Here is a 24,839-nt window from a genome sequence, read left to right as displayed (position 1 = left end):
AGCCCTATTCGACAAGGGATGCATCGAGTGGAAGGCAGGGGATCAAATCGATTCCCGGTCGTCAAGGTCTTGAGAAATCCCTGTGGGCGTGTTCTGCTGGAGTTTGCGAAAGTTCTTCGACAGAATCTGGGAGGTGCAGCATGTTTCGTTTCAGCAGTCTCCTGCCATTCATTATTGTCTCACTATTGATGACGCTCATCGTTGCCGTCGGTCTCCCCTGGATGTTGCATCTCCGTGAGTTGGCTCGTAAGACGCAATGGAGAAACAACTATAAGCAGGCAGGCCTAGCCATGCATAATTACCATGACACATTTAACATGCTCCCCCCAGGCGGTGTCTTTCGAGCTGATGGCACTCCGTTTCAAGGTTGGATGTTTTCTATCACGCCTTTTACATATTCTTCTCCGTTTTATAGTGCTGTATTGTCTACAAATAAACCATGGGATGACCCGGAAACACTCGGGTATTTCATGCATAGTTATTACCCCTACTGCGATTGTTCTTGCCCTGGAAAAACACGGCCCCGTGGGCCGATGACAATTTGCCATATGGCAGGCAACTCGTGGATCTTGCATCGTAACAGCAGCGTGAACTTCGAAAAGATCGGCGATTCTGCACATACCATGCTCATCGCTGATGCCAGTGAACCTTATGAAGTCTTTGGTTCAACAACCAATTGGCGGGATCCGGAACTGGCGCGCAATACCGGGCCGCAGTCTTTCGGGAACTGCTTTCCGGGTGAGACATTTGTACTTTTAGCCGATGGACGTGTGATTCAGGTGCCGCTCGTTGAGAATGAACGCTGGAAGTTGCTGCGTGGCCGGGAAGAACTTCGTCCCGATCCGCTAGCGACCCAGCGTCCCGATACTCCCTGGGAACTGGGCGATCGTCCCTACGTTCCTCGGCCGCGTCAACAGTCGGGGAACCGAAATAGATAGAAGACCGCGATACGGCGAGTTTCACTTCTCTATTTGTAAAAAGGCGAAGGTAGCGACCTAGCAGCATTCAACAGTTTTCTCAGGTGCAGCATGTTTCGTTTCAGCAGTCTCCTGCCATTCATCGTTACGTCATTACTGCTGACGCTCGTCGTTGCCGTCGGCCTCCCTTGGATGTTGCATCTCCGTGAGTTGGCTCGTAAGACGCAATGGAGAAATCACTATAAGATGGTCGGACTGGCCATGCATAACTTTCATGACACACGCAATATGTTTCCATCAGGCGGTATTTTTCTAGCAGATGGCACTCCTTACCAAGGTTGGATGTTTTCGATTGCTCCATTTTTAGACGCCTCACCATTCTATTCTGAAGTGACAAGATTTAGTAAACCGTGGGATGACCCCGAAACATTGGGCTACTATATGTATAGTAATTATCCAGTGCATGACTATACTTGCCCGGCAAAAACAAGGCTTCGCGGGCCGATGACGATTTGCCATATGGCAGGCAACTCGTGGATCTTGCATCGTAACAGCAGCGTGAACTTCGAAAAGATCGGCGATTCTGCACATACCATGCTCATCGCTGATGCCAGTGAACCTTATGAAGTCTTTGGTTCAACAACCAATTGGCGGGATCCGGAACTGGCGCGCAATACCGGGCCGCAGTCTTTCGGGAACTGCTTTCCGGGTGAGACATTTGTACTTTTAGCCGATGGAAGTGTGATTCAGGTGCCGCTCGTTGAGAATGAACGCTGGAAACTGCTGCGAGGCCGGGAGGAACTTCGTCCTGATCCGCTAGCGACCCAGCGTCCCGATACTCCCTGGGAACTGGGCGATCGTCCCTACGTTCCTCGTGACTTTCGCGAACGACGGAACCGAGATAAGTAGAAGATCGCAAGGCTGCTGTTCGCACTTTTTTCTTTGTATAGACAATGTGAAGGTGTTGATGTGTTTCAGGGCCGAGATGGAGTTCACCACGAAGGACGCGAAGAGCACGAAGGTAGGTGTAGATATCAGTTTGAAGTGCTGCTGTGCGGGTGATGAATGTGGAGATTGAAATCCAGTCTTTCGACAACCAGATGCCTGGCACCTGAAACAACAACTAGTCGTCGTTCTTCGCCAGGCTGCCTGAGGGGATCAGGCCCAGTTGATGCATGCGGCGGATGACTTCGCGGGCAATGGGGCCAGCCTCTTTGCCACCGCTTCCTCCATGTTCCAGCACCACCACAATGGCATAGCGCGGCTGAGAGGCAGGGGCATAGCCGGCAAACCACGCATGATCGGCTACACCACTTCCTGCCTCGGCAGTCCCGGTCTTGCCGCAGATCTCGACTTCTTTCAGACGCACGGTCTTATAGGCTGTCCCTTGAGCATCATTCACCACTCGATACAGCCCATGACGAACCTCTTTCAGCGTCTGAGGAGCGAGTGAAGGCTTTCGCACGTTCGTGCGAGTGGTTTCTCCAGTAGTCTCCGCGAATGATGTCACCAGCAGGGGGCCTTGATCAGTCTTGAGCCGGGGAGTGAGGAGTTCTCCACCATTGGCAATGGCCGCCATGAAGCGAGCCATTTGCAATGGAGTCACCTGCAGCCGCGATTGACCAATCGCCAGTCCCAACGTATCGCCGGGATACCACGGGTGACGGGCCGAATTCGTTTGAGGCGATGGCAGATGACCAGACTGTTCAAAAGGGAGGTCAATTCCGGTCAGTTGGCCAAAGCCGAATTGTCGGGCTTGTTCGACCAGTGGGCTGGGCCCCAGCATGCGGGCCAGCTTGAAAAAGTAAACGTTGCATGACTGGCAAAGTGCATCTGAGAGATCTGTCGAACCATGGCCGACGCCATAATGCCGGAAGATGAGGCAGCGATCGCGCTGTGGTTGATCCAGATACCCGGCACACTCGATGGCCGACTGCGCCTTCATGCCAGCCTCCAGACCGGCAATTGCCGTGAGAGGCTTAAAGGTCGAACCCGGTGCCAGTGCCATGCGTGTGACGCGTTGATAGAGTGGCCGCCGGACATCGCCTGTTAACTGCGCCCACTCAGTGGCTGAGGGGTTCGTCAGGACATTGGCGTCATAGCCCGGAGCACTCGCTGCAGCAATCACCTGGCCAGTGCGGACATCGATCACGACGACACTGCCGCCCTGAGGTGATGCCGATCGGATTGGCTTTTGGGGATTGTCCACATCATTCGTTGATGAGTTGCCTGGCGCATCGATCACATCGGGCAAGAGGGCTTGTTCCAGCAGAGCTTCGGCAGTGCGCTGGACTTCGACATCGAGTGACAGATACAGGTCGGCTCCATGCCGCACTTCGCGCGTGATGACTTCTTCAACAATCTGCCCGCGTCGATCGAGTGTCAGCCGTTTCAGGCCTCTCAAGCCACGCAGTTGAGCATCATAAGCCAGTTCGAGGCCACTGCGGCCCAGGGCATCTCCCATGCGATAATCGAGGGGATCACCTTGTGGCCACTGTTTGGCCCGATCCAGTGCTTCTTCTTCGCGTAATGGAGTACGCACACCCAGCAAATGGCTGGCGACCTGCCGGGCTGGATAAGTGCGGTGATGGCGAACGCGAACTTCGAGACCTGGGTATAACTCCGGGTGTGCCAGAATCTCATCGGCTGCCTCTTTGGGGAGCGTCTCGAGCACTCGCTGTGCTTCAAGTTCTTCAGCCAATATCAAAGGCCCGTTTTCTGCGCGAGGTGGTGGCGTGGTTAACTCATACTGAAACTCCTGCCATAACTTCTGTCCCCAGCCGAGCCACGCAGTCACAGTATGTGATGAGGATTCTTCTGCAACTGATCGTGCTGGCTGTATTGATCGTGTTGGCTGTGCGGTGACTGGCTGCTGTTGATTCTGTTTCTCGAGCACCGCCTGCTTCATCCGTTCAATCCGGGTCTGCACACTCTGGCGTGCCTGATCCAATTCTTCTTTCGACACACCCGTGATGCGGGCAATACGTTCCCACTGCTGACGGCGTTCATCGAGGAGCGTGGTGGTCATTGCAGCCACCTGTTTGTCATCGCGTCGTTGCCGCCGGGATAACCGACTATTCGCCTGCCGCTTAAGCCAGTCCGGATGAGGCGGTTCTTCCAGCCATCGATAATGCACCCAGAGTTCGAAGTTCTCTTCATCGACCGCCAGTAACGAGCCATCTGAGGCGAGAATTCGACCATTGCGAGCGGGGATCTCGACGATCCGTGTGGTTGTGGCTTCGAAAACGCGAGTGAACTCTGCCTGACGAGACACCTGCAACTGCACGAGACGATATCCAATGACCAGTGAAGGGAGCAGAAAAATCAGTAACAGCACTCTCAGCCGCTGGCCGGGATGATCCAGCCAGCCATAGGTGGGAGCCTCCGGCTCCAGCCACTGAGATTGAAGTGAATTCCGCATCACAAGTTCTGGCTAAAAATGGAATCGAGGATTCGAAGCGTCAGTATTCGGTACAGCGATGGATGCCATCTGACCTGTTAACCAGAGGGTGGAATCGTGATTCCTTCGGGAAGGGAGAGCCCTTGTCTCAAGACGAAAAAGGTTTCCTGAAAGGCATTCACGATGACAGCGGGCGAGGTACTGAAAAGTGTGATCAGCAGGAGCAGGCTCACCATGGCCTTGAGTGAGAACCCGACGGCCTGAATATTGATCTGCGGAACGGTATGGCTCAAAAAACCAATGGCAGCATCGACCAGGCACATCACGAGCATGATCGGTGCGGCAAAGCGAATTGCCAGCGAGAACGAGGCCTGCATCAGATTGTTCAACAGTTCCACAGTTCCCGGCTCCCAGAAGGCGCGTCCCACCGGGATTGACTGAAAACTTTCGACCAGCGATTTCAACATGACGAGATGCCCGCCCAGAGGTTCGAGCACCAGAAAGATGATTGTCCCCAGCCAGAAGAGAAGCTGCCCGCTTTGCGACGCATTCATCTGCATGTCCGGGTTAAAGACTTCACCCAGTCCGAACCCTCCCTGCTGATCAATAATCTGTCCCGCCATCTGGAGACCAGCCAGCACCATCTGCACGCCTAAACCTAGAAACAAGCCGATCACCAGTTCTCCCAGAAGTACCAGCACCAGTTGACCAAGGTTTTCTGGAGGTGCGGGAAGCGCTGAGTACTCCTGGGGTGTCATGACTCGATCATCAGGCGTCGAAAGCTCGGCAGATGCTGGTGCGTTTGATGATTCTGTGAGAAATCGCTCAGCCAGTGCCGGAGGAATTTCGTCACTGGTTAATCGCTGATCTTTGTTAACATCTCGGAGCGAAAAACCTTGAGCCGCCTGATGGCCAATGGACGGTGTCACCAGCAGTGCGAGTACAAAAATCAGCAGTACCCGGATATTCGTGGGTACGGCAGGGGCCCCAAAGATCGGGCCTGTCAATGCGAGGCCTGAGAGCCTCACCAGCACCAGCAGAAAGATCTGGAACTGAAAAGTGGCTTCGGTCAGCAGCCATTCTGTCCAGGGCAAGGCCGGCATGGAGCGAAATCTACTTTCGGCAAGGTAAGTTTGAGGTTGTCAGGAAGATTCCACCGGCCTGGTGTTCATTCATTCGCCAGACGTTCGGGAATGCTGGAGTACAAATCGAGGGCATAACTGTCCATGAGGCTCATCGACCAGGGAAGCGTTAATAAGGCCACCAGCAGCATGATCACCAGCTTGGGAACAAAGCTCAGCGTCTGCTCCTGAAGCTGTGTTACAGCCTGTGCCAGACTGATGATCAAGCCGACCAGCATGGCCGACATCAGGCTGGGTAAACAGACCATCAGCGCGACGACGACCGCATTCCGGCAGAGTTCAAGAGCAGTATCAGACGTCATAGGACTTTGGCGTTCCTACAGTTTGAAGAAGGGTGGAAATGGACTCTCGATACGAAGTGTGCGCTATCCGGAGGGCCTGACACTTTCGAGCAGCATGCCAACCGTCAGGAACCAGCCATCAATCATCACAAAGAGGAGCAGTTTGAACGGGAGAGAAATCAGTACAGGGGGAAGCATCATCATCCCCATGCTGATCAGAATGGAGGAAATGACCATGTCGATAATCAGAAACGGCAGATAGATCTGGAACGCAATGAGAAAGCTGACTTTTAATTCACTGAGAACGTAGGCGGGTAGTAATGCCACCAATGGCACGTCTTCGTAGGTGGTGGGTTCTTTCCAGGTGCTCAGAGCCGGGCTGTCTTTGGGTGGTCGCATGAAGTCGATAAACATCCAGACCGAATCACTACTCCCGGTGCGGTCAATCTGTTCTGCCATAAAGCGGCGGATCGGCACTAAAGTGCGATTGAACGCTGTCCATTCATCAATCGCTGCTTCACCCGCACGAGGTGAAGTATAGGGCCTGATGCCCGCTTCATAGGCTTCCTGCCAGATAGGTGCCATCACGAGAAATGTGAGAAACAGACAAAGCGAAGTAATCACCTGATTGGGAGGCAACTGCTGTGTTCCCAGTGCCTGCCGCAACAATCCGAGCACAATCACAAAGCGAATGAAGCAGGTGGTCATCATGAGAATGCTGGGTGCCAGAGTGAGCACTGTCAGCAGGAACATGATTTTGAGTGTATTCGACAACCCGCTCCGCGATGTGAGATTTGAGGCATCCAGTCCGGCTGGCAGGGCTGGTGCCGCCAAGCCGGGAGGGAATGCGAGGGTGCTGTTTTCACCACCGTTGAAATCCGCGGGGGCGTTACCTTCGGCACCAGTCCTTACGAGTGCCGGGCTCGACAACTGCACTGGCGCAACAGCCGGACGGAGATCATTCGTTGGATTCGGCCGGTTGGAACGGATGACGCCAGGTGCATCTTCCTTCAGTACGGCCTGAGCCATCGCGGGAGAAGTGAACATTCCCAGCCAGCAAACGCCGAGAACCACCAGTGAGATAGCCAGATGGTGCAGTTTCATGAGCTGACCTTTCGCTCGAAGAACTGCTGGAACGATTTTGTCACCTGAGCTTCTGGTCGATTGGTCTTGCAGGCACCGACGAGGACATCGACTTCAATTGGTTCTGTGATTTCGGCCAGTGTTCGCGCACCATCCGGCCCCAGGCCCACTACCAGCACTCGCGTTCCGACACGAATCAATTGGAGTGATGTTCGCGGGTCGAGTGGACGCCTTCCCAGCACCTGGACGACAGATTCGGGCAAGGGTTGCACAGCTCCCGGGATATGTCGCTTTAGCCAGGGAAGTGTGGCTCCAGCCGTAGCGAGGACCACCACGAAAACACCGACTGTCCACCATAATGAACTGGATGATACCTGCCGATGCGACTGACCAGTGCCAGTTTTGGCACTTCCACGCGATGGCAACGCCTTCCCGGAGAGTGAGAGCCCTGACTCAGCATCTGCCGTGGCAACGTGTCCTGACGTTCCAGGTGTTGGCCGGAATGTGGCTGGTTCGACACCTTCGCCGGGCATTGGTGGAGGTGAAGCTCGCTGCGGTTCGCCCAAAGGGACGGCCGCATCATAGGGCCAGGAGGGGCGATCATTCCGCAGTTCTTGAGCCTGCGAGTGAGACGGGGTCACCGACATAAGAGACAATGTCGCCGCCAGAATACATCTGCAGAGCTGCACCATCAGCAGGTGCAGGTGCGTCTGAGTGCGATGGAAGGAAAGTGTTGGACGCATGGCGTCTCCCGGGAAAGGATCAGCCATCCTGTGTCAGAATTTCGGCAATACGTACACAGAAATTGTCGTTCAGCACGAGGACTTCGCCTCGGGCCAGCAACTTGCCATTCACAAGAATATCGACAGGATCACCTGCGAGTTTATCCAAAGGAACCACAGCGCCTTCCCGCAATTGCATCACTTCATCGATGAGAAGTTCTGTCCGGCCCAGCTCAATGCGGATATCGAGTTCGACATCCTGCAGTGCATCGAGTGGAAAGACAGGTGCTGCAGCACGTGTGGGAAACGGTGTACCAAATTCTTCAAATTCGAAGGGAGCCGGTGCTTCACCCGGAGGCAATCCTCGCATATTGCGGGGAGGCAACTCTTCCGAAAGTGCTGCCGCCAGTTGCTGCTCGGCTTGCCGGAGCGATTGTTCGGCCGATGTCGTTCTTGAGGCTGGTTGCTGAGCCTGACGTGGACTGGCTCCCGCAGGAGTCGCCGCACCTCCCGGAGGGCCAAAGAGACCGGCTGACGCACCTCCCGCACCTTCCCCGCGAGCCGCCTGCATCAGGGCTTCAATTTCTTCGGGGCTGAGGAGATCGCTCATATCGTCAGACACGGTGTTCGGACATCCTTTTCGCGAACAAAGGCTGAGTTACTATTCATGGACTTTCGAAGCCCTATCGGACAGGTCATCCCGCCTGAAGATGGACTTCCGGCAGGATCTGCCGATTCTGCATCCAAGGTGGTGTAATCGGGATTCCTGAATCGGTCAATAAGAGGTTACAGCGGTGAACTTGCGATTCTCTCTCGACGAACCCGAATCGTTTGGCTCATTACCTCGCCAGCTCGAAGCGGCACGAACGGTCGCAACACTCGAGCTCGCCCAGATTTTCAAAGAGTTCACACCCGTTCTCGCAGGGACGATTCCCCTGGCGATCGATCTCCCGGAAAGTGATCTCGATATCCTGTGCTTTGCACCCGATTTAAAAATCTTTGCAGAATATGGCCAGAAACTGGCACCCCAACTGACGGACTACCGCGAACGTCAGATGGTACTTCGCGGCATCCCGTCGTTCGTCGCCAGTGGCCGATTTGAAAACTTTGAACTGGAAATCTTCGCCCAGCCAATCCCCGTTCATGAGCAATGGGGCTATCGTCACCTGCTCATCGAAGCGAGGTTACTCAAACTGGCTGGAGAACCATTGCGTTTGCGAATCATTGAACTCAAGCAGTCTGGTCTGAAAACAGAACCTGCCTTTGCTCATTGCCTGCAATTACCCGGCGATTTGTCACCTGGCGATCCGTTTGCAGCACTCCTGGAACTCGAAGCACTCGACGACGAACAACTCTGTCACTTGATCAGCCATCAAGGCTTATTTTGAAGTCGGTTTCACCGCCGAAGGATCCTTGAACTCGGGAGTCGCACTGCGCAGGTTGTTGCGGTATGTCTCCAGAGGTTGTAACAACATACGATCCAGCCCCTGCAGGCGTTTTTCGCAATCGGCATGATCGGCGGCCCCAGCCAGAGCCAGTTGATCGAGCGTTTCTTTCCCTCGCCGGGCCACAAGCAGGCAGGCATCAATATCCCGCAATGTCAGGCGGATCGACTTGAGTGTCTGGGATGTCCGCAGGTTCCATCGATTGCGCATCGTATGCATCAGGCTCAGGATCAGGTCATAGCGTGCTGCGTCATCCACAATGGTTTCGGGATGGTCGAGTACCATTTCCAGTGCGACTTGCACGTTACGCACAGAGCTGTCAAAGCCCGGTGCAAAGTAGACGAGATGGAGTCGATGACGCAGTTCTTCGGCACGGGCCTCTTTCCCGCTGCGATGCAATAATTCGGCCACTTCCTGATGAATGAAGGGCGACAGGAGGGGATCGTAGGCTTCTTCAAACTTCAGTAATTCAGGGACTTCAGCCGCAGGATTGGGCGAACGAATCGCCTCTCCCAGATGCTCGAAGTAATCTTTCCGGCGGGCATAATCGGGAAGCATGCCCCCTTTGAGAGCCTGAGCCGTCGCCAGCCGCACAGTGGCGACTGGTGGCTTACCCAGGCGTTCCTTAACGACTTTGCGATATTCCCACCACCACGCTTCCGGGTGATCGTTAATGAGATGCCTCTGGGCGACGATCTCTTCGAGTCGACGAACCAGATCAGGATCTTCACCATCAAACCCCATCCCTTCCATCAGCAGGCTCAGCCTTCGATAAACGACTGGCGGAGGCTCTTCACCTGAATCGGGATCTACAGGGATTGGTAAAGGGGGATAAACCGGTTCCGTCGAACGCGGAGCACTTAACAGAGCCTGTGTCTGCTGCAGCTTGGCTCCCCAGCGCATCGTTTCAATGGGTGTCTGCCAGGCCAGATGATTGGAACGGATTGTGTTCGCCCGGGCATGCCTCAGATGAATTTTGGAGTCTGTACCATCGAGTTCACCCAGAGCCGCATCATCGACGAGGGAAAGTCCAGCCAGCATGGACCAGTCCCAGCCTGCCTGAGCCAGAATGCGCCGCATTTGTGGCGATTTGATGCGTGAAAGAAGCCCTTCGCGCATTAAACCTTTGGAAGAATTTGTAGCGATCCAGACCGCCTCTCCGGGAATGCCAGTCTGCACGAGAGTCACTTCGCGGAAGACCGATCGCAGCGTGCGGGAAACATCCACCAGCACCTGCGGGCCATAATCCACACATTCAAAACGCTGGCAGAAGATGCCATCCTCTGTGAGCCGGTCGGCGCATTGCAGATAATGCTCGCGTGTCAGACTGGCGGTCCCTCGATCGGTCGATGAGAGCTGCGGAGCCGAAATTACGACGTCAAAGCGATCCTGCAGGCTCGATATTCCCCAGACCGGATCGACCCCGTGAATATCGAATCGCTCGTCAATCTCTGCACCCAGAGCGCGCACCACGTGGGATTGCACAGCCTGGAGACAACTACCATCGCCTTCCAGACATGTCACCTGCAAGACCGGCAGGTCGGATAACGTGACCAGTGGCAAACCAGAACCTGCTCCCAGGAGCAGAATGTGCCGGGCTTCGTGATGCAGAGCGAGAGGTAAGGTTGTCAGGATCAGTTCCGGGACAGCCTGGGGAACGACACCGGGATCGCGGCTGACAGGTGGAAGTGGCAGCCCATTGACACGGGTGACTTCTTCCAGAAATTTGGTACGCCAGCGGACCATCGTCCCATTCTCGGCATGTTCGACCTCGACCAGACGACTGTCATCGAGCGCTGTCAGCATGTCCGACGAAAAGCCGGCATGCCAGGCAACGGAAGCCGATGTCGAGAAGAGCGCGCGGGAGTTCCAGGCTGATGACTCGCGACTGACAGACCAGGGGAGCGTGGCCAACAGGCCAGCACCCGCGACGACCGAAAACAACGAGGCCATGCGTGTCGATAAGGCCAGATGACCAGATTGCATCGCGAAGGAGGAAGGCGAACCAGCTTGCGTGCGGTGGTCGCTGGAGGTGACCTCATTCGCAGCAAACGTTTTCCCAAATCGAGGCGACACCCAGTCGCGCAGCATGCGAGGATTGAGCACCAGTGGTATGACAGAGAGAGCCGCCAGGGCCCAACTGCAGGCCAGGAGCAAGCTGGCGGGACTCAACACGAAACGACCGAACCATTGAGCAGTCAGCCAGCCAGCGGCAGCTAACATCAGGCAGAGCATTGTCATCGAACCCGAACGCCGTGTGGTGGCACAGCCCATGAGCCAGCCGACAGGCCAAACCATGAGGATCGTAAACAACATACGAATCCACCAGACACCGGGCGACCAGCTCACTGTCGCGTTTGTCCAGAGGAGCAGTTCGGTCAGTGCGGGTAGCAACAACAGATTCAGGGCGATCGCGACAACGCCCATCCAGATCATGGCACTGGTCGAGATGTCGGCGGGTTTGTGATGTGCATGTGCGGCATCCAGATCTGTCCCGACTGCCATCCGGCTGCGGCGGGAATTCATCCAAGCCGAAAGAGCCCAGCCACAGATTCCCCCCAGAGCCAACCCGGTCATGACGAACGTGCCGGTGGGCATGCGGTCGTTCACCAGTCGTTCCATTCCCCACGCGAAACTTCCCGCAAGAATAGCAGCCATCAGTAAGAGGCAGTGACTGATCCAGCTAGTCTCTAAACCATGATCTTTGGTTCGGCGGCTGGTGTGTCGTTGTGCATGAGCTGATCCCATGACCTCTGCTTCGAGGCTCATCCAGTAGCGAATGGCAGGCATGCCCGTCGCCAGCCCGGCCAATCCCAGGAGGATGGACGGAGATGCTCCATAAGCGAGGAGGGCAGCACTGATCCCCATGCCAAGGCTCACACCACCTGCCATCCAGGCGGGAGAAAGCAGAGCAAGTCGCCCATAGCATTTTGCATCAGCAGCACACGCAAGACTTTTTGCGCTGCTGTGAGTGCCATGCTGGCAGCTTTGGGCAAGCATGTTTTCGGGTTGCTCAAGACTTGGTTTCGAGTTGCGATTCGTCGTTGATTCGTGGGCCGCCGTTGACCGAAGTTGAGCCAGCTCACGCAACGACCAGACACACAGGGCGCTGGTGACACCCACTGTGGACATGGCGACCAGAAATGCGACGGGAATCAAGCCGGTACGTTGCGCGAGAAACTCCACTGAAAACAGACCCGGCAGCATGGCGGGTATGCTGTACCAGAGTGGGCCGAGCCAGAACCAGACGCAGGTGGCCAGGAGCACTGCTCCCAGAGGTGGCGAACCTGCGAGCAAGGCTTTCCAGAGAGGTTTTTCTGGGGAAGAGGTTTGCTCAAGAGATGAGGCAGCACGTCGCGGTTGAACTCGGGCCAGACTCCCCAGGCCAGCACCGAGGCAAAGGGCAACCAGCGCGCAGGATCGCCAGGGTTCGAGTACGCCCCAGGTGGCAATAGCCGCCTGCAGCATTAACAGACCACCCGTTCCCAAGCCCCAGAGTGTGAGGAATTCCCCACGATCGATACGGCTCCAGAGGGATGACAAAACCTGATTCAAGCTGCCAAAAATCTGCCTCGACAGGTTCGCGAGCCGATACCTGTCAATCCGCGGACGGGATGAAGAAATGCCACGACTTTGAGGCTGTATGGGTTTGGCGTCCATGCCTGACCTTTGGTTGATTTCAATCAATGCCATGAGGCAAAAGGGATCGCCTTTGCCCGGAAATTCACAACTGGGACAACCTTCCTTGTTGACCTGAGCGGCAGAATCTACCGGAATCTGTTCACATTGGGAAGATAAACCATTCGCAAGACCACTGAACGCAATGCCATGTCAGAACCTCAAGAGCTGACAATCCCGATTCGCATCGTCTGTGAAGGTTGATTCCAGGCCGGAGATGTCTGCACAGAACGTGGAAACATTTCGAGTTGTTGAAGTCGAGAAAGGCGTACCCTTTGAAGTTGATGAAGTGGCACCTGAGGGGAAGTGTGTCAGAAGAGTTTCTGATCGCAACTTTCAAAACATTCCCGTGCAACGACGAGTTTCGAGTGAAAATTCCCGGCATTGAACTCGGGACTGTTGCCTGTCTCAGGGGTGGCGGGCACGATAGAGGGTGCTTTTATCGCCCTTGCCCGATTTTTCAGTGAAAGTTAATGCTGTGGTTCACGGTTCGAACTTTGCTCACCGCGGTACATTTTATTCTCACCCTCATCGTCAGAATGTAACTTTCCCTCGGCAGTCATCGGCTGTTTTACATTCTGTGGGGTTAACGCATGTAGCGTCCAGCAACAGGTTCTGGAGCAACTTTGTACCGCTGGCCCGCATCGTCAGTGCCTGGAGTTTTGCGATTCTGTGCCTGATGGTATTGAGTGGTTGCCCTGCCAAAGCCCCTGCCAGCAAAGAGAGCGAACCATCAGCCCAGGCGGAAAAATCGGTGGGCACTGCCCGGCAGACCGCCAAAATTCTCGAAGGAGCCCTGCATCAGTTACGGCCAGAAAATCTGGGGATTGATTCCGATCTGAAGACTGCGATCCCTGTGCTCAATACGTGGATCAAGATCCGCAAGGAATCAGAGACCTTGCCGACCGTTTCCGAAAAGACATTGGCGTTCTTCGGTGAAGCTCAGAAAGAAATCCTGGAATCAGCCGTCTTTGATAATGCCGATGGCACTCATATTCGCGACTCGATTCTCTTTGATGAAGTTGCAGGGCATATCACCACAGGTGCCAGCAGCGATACAGAGCGAGTGAACCGGGTATTTTTTTATTGTCTCAGAAACGTGAGCCTGCTGAGTGAAAGTGAAGAAGAGCTGCCACTGGGCGCTTACGACACCTTGTTCCTGGGACGTGGAACGGCATTAGCCCGGGCCAGTGTGTTTTTTGAAATCATGCGACAACTGCGTATTGATGCGTTCGTGCTCGCAGAAAAACCCGTCGACGCTCTCAGTGAAGAATGGTTGATTGGTGTACTGGTTGATGGAAAAGTGCTGGTCTATGACCCGATTATTGGCTTGCCGATTCCCCCAGGAAAATCGCCTTCACTGCTGGTGAATCAACCTGTGGCGACATTGGTAGAACTGGAAGCTCATCCCGAGTGGTTGGCGCTCCTCTCGCCACGTAAAGATCAGCCTTATCGTCTCAGCACAGAAAGTGTGGCCAAGCTTAAGCCGCTGATTGTGACAGATCCCCGCTGGTCAGCCCGGAGGATGTTGTTTCTGCAGGAATCGCTAACAGGAAATAACTCTTCGCTGGTGGCGCAGCCCATCTTTAGTAGCGAGGGAGAGCCGGGATTGTGGGATCGAGTTTCTGCCAGCCACTCTGGTTGGAAAGAGTTGCCACCACTCGCGTGGCCATATCCGGAAAATCGCCTGCAGAAAATGGGCAAAATGACACCCACAATGGCACAACTGCTTCAGGAATCTTTCCGACCTTTTGAAGCTCCTGTGGAAATGGGAGTGGATCCGAAAACACGGCAGAAGGTTCTCGGCTCATCGCTTTTCCGGCAGTTTCGCAATCGAATTTTACAATTGAGTGGCGATTACTCTCAGGCGATTTCCGCCTACATGACGATCCGGCAACTGTCAGCGATTACGGGGGTTTACCCACCACCCATTGAACGATTGCATCTGATTGCTGCTGAAGACGCCTTGTTTTTCAGCGCGATCAGCAAGATCGAAGACGGAGATATCAAGGGTGGCGTCGCTTTGTTGACGGAATACATCAATCGATATCGCACCAGAGGACGATGGCGATCGGTTGCCAGAGTTGCGTTGGTCGATGGCATGCTCGAACTGGGCGATCTTAAGGGAGCGAGAAACGCTCTCGATCTACCGATTTCTCAGGATCCTTATCGCACTCTGGTGACATTGATCAAGAACTCGCTGCCTGCGGCAAATGAGGCAGAATCCAAAGCTGCAGCAGGCGAAGGTCAACCAGCAGAGGTCAAGCCTGCCGACAATCCGCCTGCTGAGACAAAACCAGCAGCAGACAAAGCCACAGAACCGCCGGCGACGGAACCAAAGGAACAAAAGTCAGCAGAACCGCAGCCAGAAGAAGCCCGCAACTGAAGCCTTTGAACACAAATCGATTCACGATGCAGTTCTTTGTCATTAAAAGCGTTGGTGCTGAGTTTCTGGAGACATCGACCGGTTTATATCTGCCCGATCAATTGTTCGTACCACCTGATTCCCAGCCAGCTACGACTGCGTCAGGAGCGAGGACGAAGATCTCGACACGGCGATTCTTCTGGCGGTTCTTGTCGTCAGTATTCGGAGCCAGTGGTTGGAACAGGCTGTAGCCTGCAGCGCCCATTCGCTGTTCAGCGAGACCTGATTTTTTGAGTGCCAGGACCACCGAGTTTGCGCGATCGGTCGAGAGATGCCAGTTGGTGGGATGCTTATCAGCCACCGCCTTGCGCGAGATCGGCTTGTCATCCGTGTGACCAACGACCAGCACCTTCAGATGTTTGGAATCCGCACTGTTCATGATGCGGGCAAACTCCTGCAACAGGGCGTAGGCTTCAGGCCGAATTTCATCACTTCCTGAGGCAAAGAGCAGATTCTCCTGGAACTTGCTGACACCCGTCTGAGGATCAAATTCGAAATCGGGGTATTTGCGGCGAAGCTCTTCCATGCGTTGATTGGCATCTGTCGAGAGTGGGTTTTTCGAACTGCTGGTCAGCATGTTCTTGACTTTGTCTTCCAGACTCGAGTTGGCTGCCAGCATGTTATCCACCCGCTGATTGGCCAGTTCGAGGCCATTGCGAAGTGTCGCGTTTTGCTGTTCGAGCTGTGCCTTTTCAGCCATGAGTTGAGACAGATTGCCCTGGAACTGATTGCGTTCCATCGCCAGTCCCTGGTACTGCTGATAGAGCTGACGGGAGTGCAACTGGCTCTGGCGCAGCATCCTCTTTTCACGGCAATGACAGCCGCTCTGCATCGCGACGACGAGGCAAAGTAAGGCAAGAACGAGACAACGTAAATACGGGCCCATGGAAGGACTCCTGAGACGACAAACTCAAGATTCCGGCAGTCTTCAGTCAGACTGAAAGCTGATGTTCCGGAACAGGTTTACCAATGGATGGAAGGCGAAAGGTTGGACAGGAATTGATGAATACAGGCAGGTTCAAGGCCACAAAGCGGAAATGCGAGGCGAAGGGAAGAAGCAAAATTCAACCACAGTCAGAAATGACTGCTGGTTAATGATCAAGAACGGGATTGATGAACAGAAGGGAACGAGGCATGGAACGAGGGAAAGTCAGCAGACAAGGGGATGAGAAACAGGTGGGAAAATGAGATCAACTTGAGGCAAATTTCGAGGCCAGCGGCAAAAATGACCGATCTGGTACAGCAAAATGTAAGAGAATCGGCGGATTTTGCCAAGTCGAGTTCTGAAGAAACTCACCAGTGTGAGATAAGCTCTGATTTTCCAGCGATTTATGCCGATCGCTGGCAGGAGGTCTTTGTGTGACCCGCAACGAAAAGTGGGCCTGCCAACAAATTGACAGACCCACTTGGGGAGTGCGAGTGCTGATCACTCAGGATCTTTGTCAAATCCTGACAATTAGCGGCTGCCACGGAACCATTCGCGGATCCGCTCGTTTTTGCGGCGTTCGAGTTCCATCAGGCGGGCAAAGAATCCGGTACGGGCAGGACGGTTGTTGACAACTTCCATGCGGGCGTCAGCCGCTTCAATCTGGCCACCCAGAACCAGGCTGGCGGACATGACCAGAGCAGCAAAAGCAGTGCGAAGCATTGGTTTGATTCCTTAGTTCGATCCATCGATCTCTTCTCGGCGATTCATGCCGAAAACACAGTGGGGATATCGACGTTTTGTCCATTCGTCTGAGAATCGCGTTGCTGATCACACTGCTAAACGACTTGTCCCCTTACCAAAATGTCGAATTTGCGGGTTGTAATGACACCCTTCATCGACTGTCCGGCAGCACCTAATCCATTGGCTGAGAATCGCTTAAGGATTGTTCAAGGAGTGCCGCAGACGTTGATGCGAGCTGCAATCAGGTTCCCTCGGCTGAATGATGCTCTGAGGAGGATGGCTGCGAGAACTCGTTGAGCATGAAAAGCAGCGATTTGTTGTCGAGGAACGGCTTGTAGCCGAAGGTCGAAAAGAAGACCTTCCCGGCGGGATTGATGAGGAAGGTTCCGTGTTTCAGATCGGACGGACGTTCCGCCGTTTCCGGGATGAAGACGCCATACTGCTGGGCAATCCTGTTCTCGGGATCTGACAAGACGGTAAAGTTGAATGCGCCGTATTCCTCGAAGCGGGCTTTGGTCTCTTCGGGGGGATCGGCACTGATCGCCACGATCCGGGCACCCAGCTCCTGAAAATACTTCAGGTCTTCCTGAAGTCCAAAGAGTTGTGCGACACAATGACTGCAGTCGTAACCATAGTAAAAGACAAGCACCACCGGGCCTTGGGCAAGCGTTTCCTGCAGTGAGACCAGTTGCCCTTCGTGGTTCTTTAACTGGAAATCGGGGGCCGGCTGCTTCAGTAAAGGATGCGGACGCGATTCGGCCACAATGAACTGTCCATCGGCCAGCAGTTCTCTTAAAGGTTCAGAAAGCCTGGGCTTCTTGACCGCCTCCAGGTAAGCCTCCGCATCCTGTTTGATGTTCCCCGTGGGGATCAACCCATACTTGAGACAAATCTCCCGGCACTGCTCGAGCACCTGGAGAGATGCGCTTTGAGAAGGGGTCGGAGTGAGCAGGTGATAGGTAAAGATCAGTGCGTAGAAACTCACGATCACCGCTGCAATGACAAGAAACACCCTCCGACGAAAACGGGTTTGCTGCTGCCGGAGAAGTGCCGCATTTGAGGCTGAGTCAGGAGTGCCAGTTGTGGACATAAAACGTTTCCCTGGGTTTAGCCAGTTGATGAGTGACAAAGATCATTTTTCAGCATGACAGTTTCAGCGAATCATGGAACAGAGCCAGGAGAAAATTCGTATTCGATCTCTTCCCGCTATGTCGTCATTATTTCGATTGAGTATTGATATCGAGATCAATCACTCGATCTTTGGGCTCCCAGTTCAGCATAATCGTCGAGGTTTCGGGCTTAAGAAATTCTTTTCGAATTCGCACAGGGGCTCCCGCTGACTCGATGGTGCAGTGGTATTCTCCCGGGGGAAGGCTTAAGGGGCCCACCGCTTTCGGCTGAACCAGTGCAAACCAGCCATCGTCGCGGGTGGTGCCAAACCCGCAGAGTCGGAAACTGCCGCCCTCTTTCTGATAGAGCGAGATTTGAATTTCACTGACTGTCTGCCCATCCAGACGGAGGACACCTTCCGTACCGCCGCTAATCGGCTGGGGGCCACAGCTCTGGAAAACGGTGACCATCATCAGGACAAGACAAACGGCAATCTTCCTTATGTTTGAAATCGTGACTGTCGAATACATGTCAATTCTTCTTGGATGGGGATGAATACTCATAGCCTTGCATTATGCGGCCATTCTCAAAGAGGGCTGGCGGTTTGCGGGTTTCGTTTTCAGCGTGTACGGATTAGATGAACTAAGAAGCCAGCCCCAGCCAGTTTCGAAGTGGCAGAATTCTTCTCAGAACGACTCGTTCAATCAGCAGGACAGCCAGTAGCGAGACACCGAACATGGGGAGCAGAATGCCCAGAAGGATCACGAATAGCATGAAGGGGACAGCAAACAGGACTTCATGACGCATCGCGATCTTTGACTCGGCCGGGGCACCTAACGTGCCAGGCGCTCGTCGTCGCCACCACATCAGTGGCCCCGTACAGGGCAACAGAATCAGCCCAAGGGCTGTCAGTAAACCGAGAAGCTGATTGGGCCAACCAAACAGTCGTCCTTCGTGGAGGGCAATTCCAATACTGACAACGCGATCAATCCAGTGACGATCAGAGAAGGTTTCGCGAGAGAGAATCGAACCTTGTATGGCGTCAATTTTCAGCGTCTCCCGCCAGGGACGATTCGCAGTCATCGATTTCACGGTCCAGGGCTGTCGCTCGGAAGCTGGTGGAGTCAAGATCACGGGATGTGGCAACTGGAGCGGCTCCACGACTTGTACGACAAGTGGCAACTGCGCCAACGTTTCGGGCGAGACCGGGGCAGCATTTCGTCTTCTGTTCGAGCGCCCCGACTTTGTGGGAGATTCTCCGGCGTTCGAGCTGGATTCTCGTGAGGCATGCCCTGCATGTTCGCCATCAGCAGTTGTGGGAACGATTGCTGATGCCAGCTTGGCCTCGGAATTAGCGGCTCGTTCCTGAGGGTTTTCCGACCGATTCGACCAATCCTGCTGTGCGACTGACGTGCCAGTGAGTTTGCGAATCTCACGGAAATAATCACCCCAGAAGTGAGACCACGGCAAACCGGAAACCAGCAGAAGGAGTGCAAAGGCTGAGATCCAGAACCCGGTCACACCATGCAGATCGCGGAGAAAACGCTGCCTTCCACTTGTGAAGCGAGGGTAGAGAATTCCACCAAACCCACGCAGATGACGGGGCCACCAGAGATAGAGCCCCGTAAGAATCATGATGATCGTCCACGATGCGGCCAGCTCAACCAGATGAGAACCGTCCTCTCCAAGCATCAGTTCACCATGCAGCCTGAAGATCTGGCGCATCAGTCGATCCTGTTCGGGAACTGCATGCAGGATCGCCAGCGTCTGTGGATGTACATAGATCCGCCAGTTCTTGCCGGCTTCGCTGACGACAATTCGACTGGCATGATGGGGAGAAACCGGAAGCTCATAAGAAACAAAACGACTCTCTGGCTTTGACGCAAGAGCCGCATTCACCTGCTCTGGCAGACTTGCTGGCTGACCAGTCATCACCAGATGATTGTAAGGCTGATCCAGCCAGTCTTCGATCTCGGCTTTGAAGAGATAGACGATTCCCGAAAGTGACAGAATGATGACGAACGGGATCGTGAACAGTCCTGCATAGAAGTGCCATCGCCAGACAGTGCGATAAGCAGGCAAAGCATATCTGAAGAACTCGCTGGTAGACATCTTCTCAATCGACCTCTCTTCGGAAAGCAGCTCTCTAGCAGGCCTTCCTACGCAGTTAACCCTGGTGGACAACGGAGCGCACCAGAATGAAATAGAGACTTTGCTCATGTACTTAACGTACGCATAGGAGCAATGGTGCAGTTCTCGACATTTGGTTGTGCCGAGAACTGCACCATCAGCAAGCCCATTTCAGTGACTAGAATTCACCCAGAACCTCACCACCGTTGGTACTGTGAAGTCCACGATGAATTCGGGTGTCAATGTTGTCACCCAGGAAACGTACTGTACCATCGCCCATGAGTGCATGCGCCCCACCCACGTGGTAGCTGCGCGGCCCAAAATAGCCGGTAAAGTGAGTGACCACATCAGGAATACGGCTGTTGGGGGTGCTATAGCCATTCGTGAGCGTACTGATCGCTCCTGAATGTGCCCAGGAGGTCCCACGGCCTCGCAGAGCCAGACTGGCGGCTCCCCGCCAGTTTGTCATGGTCGGCCATACCGCATTCAGATCCGGGTTTGCGATAAAACCCTGGGCATTGGCAAACGATGACCAGGCCCCACCCGTAGGAGGCATCCCTTGAGACGTCCCGAGTGTTGTGCCGACACCCGTTGAACCATTCATCGTGAGCTGATAAGGAAAGGGGGGAAGAGTCCCCGCCGGAAAGGTGACATCACTTCCGGTACTACGAACCGATTCACTCATAAAGACGGTGTTCGACGTACCATCAGTGACATCGCGCATGCGGACATTGCTGTTCTCATAGACGATGCCGTCTGTCTTCCAGCGAAGGTCATAGTTAGTGCCTGTGCCGCTACCATAACTGACGAAATAGTTCGTACCGGCATAGATCGCACCACCGGCACCGGTATTCTGGGTTGGCGCCGGATCGCTGGGACAAAGCAGCATCGCGAGAGGCGTTGCAAATGCGGCAGCAAAGCTGGGGTTGGGCACCAGGTTATTAAATGGCCCGGTAAATGCCGGTTGAGTGAAGTCCAGGGTATTCTGGAGGACAGCCTGGTCAAAGTAAGGTAGCAAACGGGCTTGTGGAGAAAACCCCTGAGTATTCGGCAGGTAATTCTGGGCATTCACCATGGGGAGCATTGTAAAGGTGCTCTCATAATTATGCATTGCGAGCCCGAACTGCTTGAGGTTATTGCGACACTGCGTTCGTCGCGCCGCTTCTCGCGCCTGCTGCACGGCTGGTAGCAGCAAGGCAATCAGGATGGCGATGATCGCGATCACCACCAGGAGTTCAATGAGTGTAAAAGCTTTTCGAATTTGCATGGGTCGTATTGACATGACATTTATCCCGTAAAGATTTGAATCGTAGTGTTGACTTAGAATTCGCTGACGACTTCACCACCGGAACGTGTAGCAATGTTCCGCCAGATCGTGGCGTCGATGTTTTCACTGGTGAATCGAACTCCCCCATCACCCATGAGGGTATGGACACCGCCTGTATGCCGACTGCGGGCGGCCTTGAAGCCTTGCGCTACCCAGAAGAAACAGTCGTAGCGCCGGCTGTTCGGTGTGAAGTAATGGTTGTAAGCCGTGTTCTCAAAGGCCTGCCCCGCCCAGACTCGATTTCGACTGGCTACGAAGCGAGCGATACTCCCAGGCTTTGCCTGATCACAGTTCGCAATGGTCACGCTGGTTGCCGGGCTCACCAACGCCATATTCGTCTGTGCATCAGGATTTTCAGTAGCAGCGGGGTCGGCACCACCAACACCTAACAGACTTTCGGAACAGAAAACGGTGTTCGATAGGCCATCCGTACAATCCGCAATTCTTCGCCAGGAGATCGAACTGAAGAGACCATCGGCACGGTCATCGCTTTGGCCATCATCACTGGTATCGGCCACATTGTTGATACCAGAACCCATGCAGGCCATATAGTTGGAAGGAGCAGAGTCAATCACCCCGGTGGGACTGGAGACATAGTCCGAGCGATCACTCGGGCAAAGATAGGTCGGAATCTTTGTCATGATCGTATTGACGTGCATGGCACGTGGCGGCTGACCACCTCCCGGCGGATAAAGCGTGTAGTTCGTATCCAACTGGTTGAGTGTATTGGCCTGATCGATATAGGGCAGGATATACGCCAGGAAACTCCAACGCATCGTCGTCGCCTGAGCGGGATTGGTATGCCCGTTCCAGCCGCAGGGGAAGCGGCCATACGTCGATTCATAGTTGTGCAGAGCGAGGCCAATCTGCTTGAGATTGTTACGGCACTGCGTTCGCCGGGCTGCTTCCCGAGCCTGTTGAACAGCGGGAAGCAGCAGAGCAATTAGAATGGCGATGATCGCAATCACCACCAGCAATTCAATAAGTGTGAAACCTCGATGGGGAGGTTGAGTTTTAATGGGCATATGGTGTCCTGTCGGAGGATTTCAAAGGGTGTGTGTGGTCATAGTTATGAGAAGTCCATGAGCTGACTGGTCATCAGCGGCCAATGCTCAATTCAGCATTGGCGGTGCTAGTGGCAGCCGTCGTCGTGTATGCCTGGATGCAGGGCATCGCGAAACATGCTTGCCCAAAGCTGCAAGCATGGCACAAAACTCGCCAATCAGCGGGCGATGTTCAGCGTGAGTGTGCCGGCGTAGTGAGAGCGTTCGTACTTCTCGCCGGTTTCGTCATCAGCGGCGTGATGCACGACGACCAGATAGTAGTTGGCTTCTGCCGGTGTGAACGTGGCTTTGCCAGAAGCATCCGTCTTCCGTTCGAAGTTCGGATCGAAATCGGCGGCGAGTTCTGCACCGCGGGGGATAAACGACATCGTCGCATCGGCCAGCGGTTTCCCTTTGAGGAGCACTTGAACTGTGATTGGTTCACCTGCTCTGGCTGTGGCTGGATTGCTCTGTGGCACCAATTCGATGGGCTGGCCCAGCGGCTTCAAAGGATCGACACCTCCGGCCTTTTCACCGACCTGGAAGTAGCATTTCGCGTTGCGATAAGCGCGCGTGGTGCCGTGGATCGTATCGAGAGACTGAGCAGCGACATAGAGCCCTGGTTGTTTCGCGACCTGCCGCACTGACCAGAAGCCTTCTTTTGCGGCATTACCAATGTCGGCTACGCGCGACTTGAGATCCTGCTGGTTTCCGTCGGGCGTGATCAGGTCAAAGCTGACCTTTTCAATGCCGATCTTGCTGGCGAGCTTGAAATCGCGATGTTCGTTGCCGTGATTACCGAGCATGAGATCGATATGAACCACTTCGCCCGGAGCAACCTGGGCGACATTGGTTTGAACCCAGGTATCGTGAGCGCTAGCGATGGTACTGATAGCCGCCACGCTTAAAGCCAGAATGGCATGTGCCAGAATCGAAGTCGCACTTGCCTTATGATTGATCATCATTAATGAAGCCAGCATACAACCCTCCTCGGGTATTGAGATGTCAGTGAAATTGAACGAACTCTCAGGCCATGCAGAGCAAGGCCATTCGTGAACTGAGACTCTCGGAGCAGAAAACGACCAACACGCACAAAGCGAGTGCGGTTCAAGCCATCAGTGCGTCTGCCCGGGGCATCCAGAATGGGGCGGTTAATGGGCTATTCATTGCCCATCAACGCATGGACGATCTCATCTCGTGTGAAGCTCAATTGAGAGCGCAGCGAGTGCTAGGAGAGCCGGAACTGCGCACGAGGTAGAGATTCAACGATGGCGTTACATTGCGGATAAGGCAGGCTTGCTCAGTGCTGCAAGCATGGCACTTATGATCGCTGGAACGCGAAATCGATTGACGATCTTCGGCGCAGGAAGGCACACGGAATGAGATCGTGAGAGAGCGTTCAACCGGGAGGAGAGAGCCGGTTGTAGAAGACTTCACAGGGAATTCCCTGCGAAGGAGAGAAGGTTGACCGTTGTGGCGACCACGGTTGCCACGACATGGCGATCGGTGGCGTGGTCAGGGGCTCTGTGAGCATGGTCCACATGGAGCCGGCACCTTGACACTTGAGAGTATCTAGCCAAGGTACCGATGAAGCTGGTATTGATGAAGTTAGTGCCGATTCTGGCTCGGACAGCGACGACTTCTGGGCCTGCAATTGACTTGCTGATGGATTTGCGGGTGAGGAGGGAGCACAGCAGGCCGGCTTGCTGGCAACAGGAACGGGCTCTGTTTTGATAGCTTTCTGATTGACCGAGCAACAGCTTGAAGAGGATGTACTCTTGGTTTCTACAAGAATTGTTTTCGCAGTCTTCGGGGGAGTCACTTCGATGGACGACCTGCGTGAGCAGAGGCTGCTATCGTCACCGCGAGCCGCCTGCATGCGGAGTTCGCGTAATGAAGTTGAAATTTGTGATCCGCAGGCAGGCTCTGGAACGACCTGGCTACGCGTTGGAGACGATCTGGCTTTTCCCATAGAACAGCATGAGGAAGCCTGGGATGGAACTGGTGAAGTTGGCTTCTCTACGAACCCTTCCGGGAGGTGCATACCATTGAGCTTCGCCCAGAGTTGTCGTTCTACCGGTGTGTAACAACAGCAGTTTTTCCAGCATTGCGTCGCCGAAGCACAACCACATCTGTGACCAGCGCAAGGGAAGGCGCCGCCAGACATGAGGCTCAGTGAGTTGGTCGAGAATCCCCACGCCCCAACGCAGTAAGAGACAATGAGCAAGACGCCAGTGAATTTTCTTCGCCAGTCCCCAGTGGCCAGCTCCCGGATCATTTTTTGACCGGCACCCCACACGACTAGACAGAATGAAACGAAACGTTCACTCGCAATCTGGCATCGATGGTGGGTTGAAACCAACGGGTAGGACATAAACCGTCTGCGTAGATCGCCTCAAGGTTGAGTCATCGCATGATTCTCACTCGGCTGCGGCCCAACAGTCTAGCTGCATTCAAGGGGATTGGA

The 24,839-nt window shown here is 54.4% G+C and carries 22 protein-coding genes; 5 read left to right on the top strand and 17 right to left on the bottom strand.

Translation table 11 applies throughout. The features are described 5' to 3' along the window. The first annotated feature begins 140 nt into the window (after positions 1 to 140). Together A6X21_RS23820 and A6X21_RS18055 are read left to right on the top strand one after the other, a co-directional pair. Positions 141 to 938, top strand: a complete 798-nt coding sequence (locus A6X21_RS23820) for a DUF1559 family PulG-like putative transporter (protein WP_083233707.1) — start codon at positions 141 to 143, stop codon at positions 936 to 938. A 90-nt stretch (positions 939 to 1,028) separates the two neighbouring features. After that, positions 1,029 to 1,826, top strand: a complete 798-nt coding sequence (locus tag A6X21_RS18055; protein WP_068850690.1) for a DUF1559 family PulG-like putative transporter — start codon at positions 1,029 to 1,031, stop codon at positions 1,824 to 1,826. Between the two features lie 214 nt (positions 1,827 to 2,040). Here A6X21_RS18055 and A6X21_RS18050 read toward each other — a convergent pair whose 3' ends face one another. The 6 genes from A6X21_RS18050 to fliN form a co-directional block, all read right to left on the bottom strand. Further along, positions 2,041 to 4,338 carry a peptidoglycan D,D-transpeptidase FtsI family protein gene (locus A6X21_RS18050; protein ID WP_068850687.1) on the bottom strand — a complete coding sequence of 766 codons (2,298 nt, stop codon included), beginning with the start codon at positions 4,336 to 4,338 and terminating at the stop codon, positions 2,041 to 2,043. Positions 4,339 to 4,415: 77 nt separating this feature from the next. Next, positions 4,416 to 5,420, bottom strand: a complete 1,005-nt coding sequence (locus A6X21_RS18045) for a flagellar biosynthetic protein FliR (RefSeq protein WP_068850684.1) — start codon at positions 5,418 to 5,420, stop codon at positions 4,416 to 4,418. 65 nt (positions 5,421 to 5,485) lie between these two features. Then, complete coding sequence (gene fliQ, locus A6X21_RS18040) at positions 5,486 to 5,761, bottom strand: flagellar biosynthesis protein FliQ (RefSeq protein ID WP_013112308.1); 276 nt, start codon at positions 5,759 to 5,761, stop codon at positions 5,486 to 5,488. Positions 5,762 to 5,824: 63 nt separating this feature from the next. Further along, entirely contained in the window at positions 5,825 to 6,844 is a 1,020-nt protein-coding gene (fliP, locus tag A6X21_RS18035; RefSeq protein ID WP_068850681.1) for a flagellar type III secretion system pore protein FliP, read from the bottom strand. Beyond that, positions 6,841 to 7,566: a FliO/MopB family protein gene (locus tag A6X21_RS18030; protein ID WP_165603852.1), complete on the bottom strand. Its 726-nt coding sequence runs from the start codon at positions 7,564 to 7,566 to the stop codon at positions 6,841 to 6,843. Before A6X21_RS18030 ends, fliP begins: the two co-directional genes overlap by 4 nt. 19 nt (positions 7,567 to 7,585) lie before the next feature. Further along, entirely contained in the window at positions 7,586 to 8,167 is a 582-nt protein-coding gene (gene fliN, locus A6X21_RS24820) for a flagellar motor switch protein FliN (RefSeq protein ID WP_205847495.1), read from the bottom strand. Positions 8,168 to 8,339: 172 nt separating this feature from the next. On the opposite strand from fliN, the gene A6X21_RS18020 reads away from it, so the two are divergent. Continuing rightward, on the top strand, positions 8,340 to 8,933 hold the full coding sequence (locus A6X21_RS18020; protein ID WP_083233706.1) for a DUF4269 domain-containing protein: 594 nt from the start codon (positions 8,340 to 8,342) through the stop codon (positions 8,931 to 8,933). Here A6X21_RS18020 and A6X21_RS18015 read toward each other — a convergent pair. Further along, the gene (locus tag A6X21_RS18015) at positions 8,925 to 12,650 is read right to left on the bottom strand and encodes a spermidine synthase (protein ID WP_165603851.1); all 3,726 of its coding nucleotides are present in this window, start codon (positions 12,648 to 12,650) and stop codon (positions 8,925 to 8,927) included. The two genes, A6X21_RS18020 and A6X21_RS18015, sit on opposite strands and share 9 nt — an antisense overlap. Positions 12,651 to 13,248: 598 nt before the next feature. Between A6X21_RS18015 and A6X21_RS18010 the strand changes: the two genes are divergently transcribed. Next, a complete protein-coding gene (locus A6X21_RS18010) occupies positions 13,249 to 15,054 on the top strand; it encodes a transglutaminase-like domain-containing protein (RefSeq protein ID WP_131818420.1) in 1,806 nt (601 codons plus the stop codon). A gap of 97 nt (positions 15,055 to 15,151) precedes the next feature. On the opposite strand, the gene A6X21_RS18005 is transcribed toward A6X21_RS18010, so the two are convergent. The 8 genes from A6X21_RS18005 to A6X21_RS17960 all read right to left on the bottom strand — a co-directional run bounded on the left by A6X21_RS18005 (position 15,152) and on the right by A6X21_RS17960 (position 23,352). Continuing rightward, positions 15,152 to 15,979 (bottom strand): OmpA/MotB family protein, encoded by an 828-nt coding sequence (locus tag A6X21_RS18005; RefSeq protein ID WP_068850663.1) that lies wholly within the window; start codon positions 15,977 to 15,979, stop codon positions 15,152 to 15,154. 570 nt (positions 15,980 to 16,549) lie between these two features. Continuing rightward, positions 16,550 to 16,741, bottom strand: a complete 192-nt coding sequence (locus A6X21_RS17990; protein WP_068850651.1) for a hypothetical protein — start codon at positions 16,739 to 16,741, stop codon at positions 16,550 to 16,552. A 262-nt stretch (positions 16,742 to 17,003) separates the two neighbouring features. Next, positions 17,004 to 17,852, bottom strand: coding sequence for a peroxiredoxin family protein (locus A6X21_RS17985; protein WP_068850647.1), 849 nt, complete (start codon positions 17,850 to 17,852; stop codon positions 17,004 to 17,006). Positions 17,853 to 17,979: 127 nt separating this feature from the next. Next, a complete protein-coding gene (locus A6X21_RS17980; RefSeq protein WP_068850644.1) occupies positions 17,980 to 18,402 on the bottom strand; it encodes a hypothetical protein in 423 nt (140 codons plus the stop codon). A gap of 112 nt (positions 18,403 to 18,514) precedes the next feature. Further along, positions 18,515 to 19,984, bottom strand: coding sequence for a PepSY-associated TM helix domain-containing protein (locus A6X21_RS17975; RefSeq protein WP_068850641.1), 1,470 nt, complete (start codon positions 19,982 to 19,984; stop codon positions 18,515 to 18,517). A 196-nt stretch (positions 19,985 to 20,180) separates the two neighbouring features. Further along, the gene (locus A6X21_RS17970) at positions 20,181 to 21,284 is read right to left on the bottom strand and encodes a DUF1559 domain-containing protein (protein WP_068850638.1); all 1,104 of its coding nucleotides are present in this window, start codon (positions 21,282 to 21,284) and stop codon (positions 20,181 to 20,183) included. 38 nt (positions 21,285 to 21,322) lie between these two features. After that, positions 21,323 to 22,354, bottom strand: a complete 1,032-nt coding sequence (locus A6X21_RS17965; RefSeq protein WP_068850635.1) for a DUF1559 domain-containing protein — start codon at positions 22,352 to 22,354, stop codon at positions 21,323 to 21,325. A gap of 197 nt (positions 22,355 to 22,551) precedes the next feature. Next, a complete protein-coding gene (locus tag A6X21_RS17960) occupies positions 22,552 to 23,352 on the bottom strand; it encodes a DUF4198 domain-containing protein (RefSeq protein ID WP_240490313.1) in 801 nt (266 codons plus the stop codon). A gap of 53 nt (positions 23,353 to 23,405) precedes the next feature. Here A6X21_RS17960 and A6X21_RS17955 point away from each other — a divergent pair, with 53 nt between their 5' ends. Further along, positions 23,406 to 23,630 carry a hypothetical protein gene (locus tag A6X21_RS17955; protein WP_068850632.1) on the top strand — a complete coding sequence of 75 codons (225 nt, stop codon included), beginning with the start codon at positions 23,406 to 23,408 and terminating at the stop codon, positions 23,628 to 23,630. 141 nt (positions 23,631 to 23,771) lie between these two features. On the opposite strand, the gene A6X21_RS24815 is transcribed toward A6X21_RS17955, so the two are convergent. Next, positions 23,772 to 23,915, bottom strand: a complete 144-nt coding sequence (locus A6X21_RS24815) for a hypothetical protein (protein ID WP_165603850.1) — start codon at positions 23,913 to 23,915, stop codon at positions 23,772 to 23,774. Between the two features lie 397 nt (positions 23,916 to 24,312). Continuing rightward, positions 24,313 to 24,570: a hypothetical protein gene (locus A6X21_RS24810; RefSeq protein WP_165603849.1), complete on the bottom strand. Its 258-nt coding sequence runs from the start codon at positions 24,568 to 24,570 to the stop codon at positions 24,313 to 24,315. Between the last annotated feature and the right edge of the window lie 269 nt (positions 24,571 to 24,839).

Source organism: Planctopirus hydrillae, assembly GCF_001707835.1.
In the GTDB taxonomy this organism is placed as follows: Bacteria; Planctomycetota; Planctomycetia; order Planctomycetales; family Planctomycetaceae; genus Planctopirus; species Planctopirus hydrillae.
Note: the sequence above shows the minus strand (reverse complement) of the source record. Positions and strands in the feature narration are given on the sequence as shown.

Bases quoted from the DNA above. Each gene is read 5' to 3' on its own strand.
- A6X21_RS23820 (WP_083233707.1), top strand. From the start codon at position 141: ATGTTTCGTTTCAGCAGTCTCCTGCCATTCATTATTGTCTCACTATTG.
- A6X21_RS18055 (WP_068850690.1), top strand. From the start codon at position 1,029: ATGTTTCGTTTCAGCAGTCTCCTGCCATTCATCGTTACGTCATTACTG.
- A6X21_RS18050 (WP_068850687.1), bottom strand. From the start codon at position 4,338: ATGCGGAATTCACTTCAATCTCAGTGGCTGGAGCCGGAGGCTCCCACC.
- A6X21_RS18045 (WP_068850684.1), bottom strand. From the start codon at position 5,420: ATGCCGGCCTTGCCCTGGACAGAATGGCTGCTGACCGAAGCCACTTTT.
- fliQ (WP_013112308.1), bottom strand. From the start codon at position 5,761: ATGACGTCTGATACTGCTCTTGAACTCTGCCGGAATGCGGTCGTCGTC.
- fliP (WP_068850681.1), bottom strand. From the start codon at position 6,844: ATGAAACTGCACCATCTGGCTATCTCACTGGTGGTTCTCGGCGTTTGC.
- A6X21_RS18030 (WP_165603852.1), bottom strand. From the start codon at position 7,566: ATGCGTCCAACACTTTCCTTCCATCGCACTCAGACGCACCTGCACCTG.
- A6X21_RS18015 (WP_165603851.1), bottom strand. From the start codon at position 12,650: ATGGACGCCAAACCCATACAGCCTCAAAGTCGTGGCATTTCTTCATCC.
- A6X21_RS18005 (WP_068850663.1), bottom strand. From the start codon at position 15,979: ATGGGCCCGTATTTACGTTGTCTCGTTCTTGCCTTACTTTGCCTCGTC.
- A6X21_RS17990 (WP_068850651.1), bottom strand. From the start codon at position 16,741: ATGCTTCGCACTGCTTTTGCTGCTCTGGTCATGTCCGCCAGCCTGGTT.
- A6X21_RS17985 (WP_068850647.1), bottom strand. From the start codon at position 17,852: ATGTCCACAACTGGCACTCCTGACTCAGCCTCAAATGCGGCACTTCTC.
- A6X21_RS17980 (WP_068850644.1), bottom strand. From the start codon at position 18,402: ATGTATTCGACAGTCACGATTTCAAACATAAGGAAGATTGCCGTTTGT.
- A6X21_RS17975 (WP_068850641.1), bottom strand. From the start codon at position 19,984: ATGTCTACCAGCGAGTTCTTCAGATATGCTTTGCCTGCTTATCGCACT.
- A6X21_RS17970 (WP_068850638.1), bottom strand. From the start codon at position 21,284: ATGTCAATACGACCCATGCAAATTCGAAAAGCTTTTACACTCATTGAA.
- A6X21_RS17965 (WP_068850635.1), bottom strand. From the start codon at position 22,354: ATGCCCATTAAAACTCAACCTCCCCATCGAGGTTTCACACTTATTGAA.
- A6X21_RS17960 (WP_240490313.1), bottom strand. From the start codon at position 23,352: ATGCTGGCTTCATTAATGATGATCAATCATAAGGCAAGTGCGACTTCG.
- A6X21_RS17955 (WP_068850632.1), top strand. From the start codon at position 23,406: ATGCAGAGCAAGGCCATTCGTGAACTGAGACTCTCGGAGCAGAAAACG.
- A6X21_RS24815 (WP_165603850.1), bottom strand. From the start codon at position 23,915: ATGTGGACCATGCTCACAGAGCCCCTGACCACGCCACCGATCGCCATG.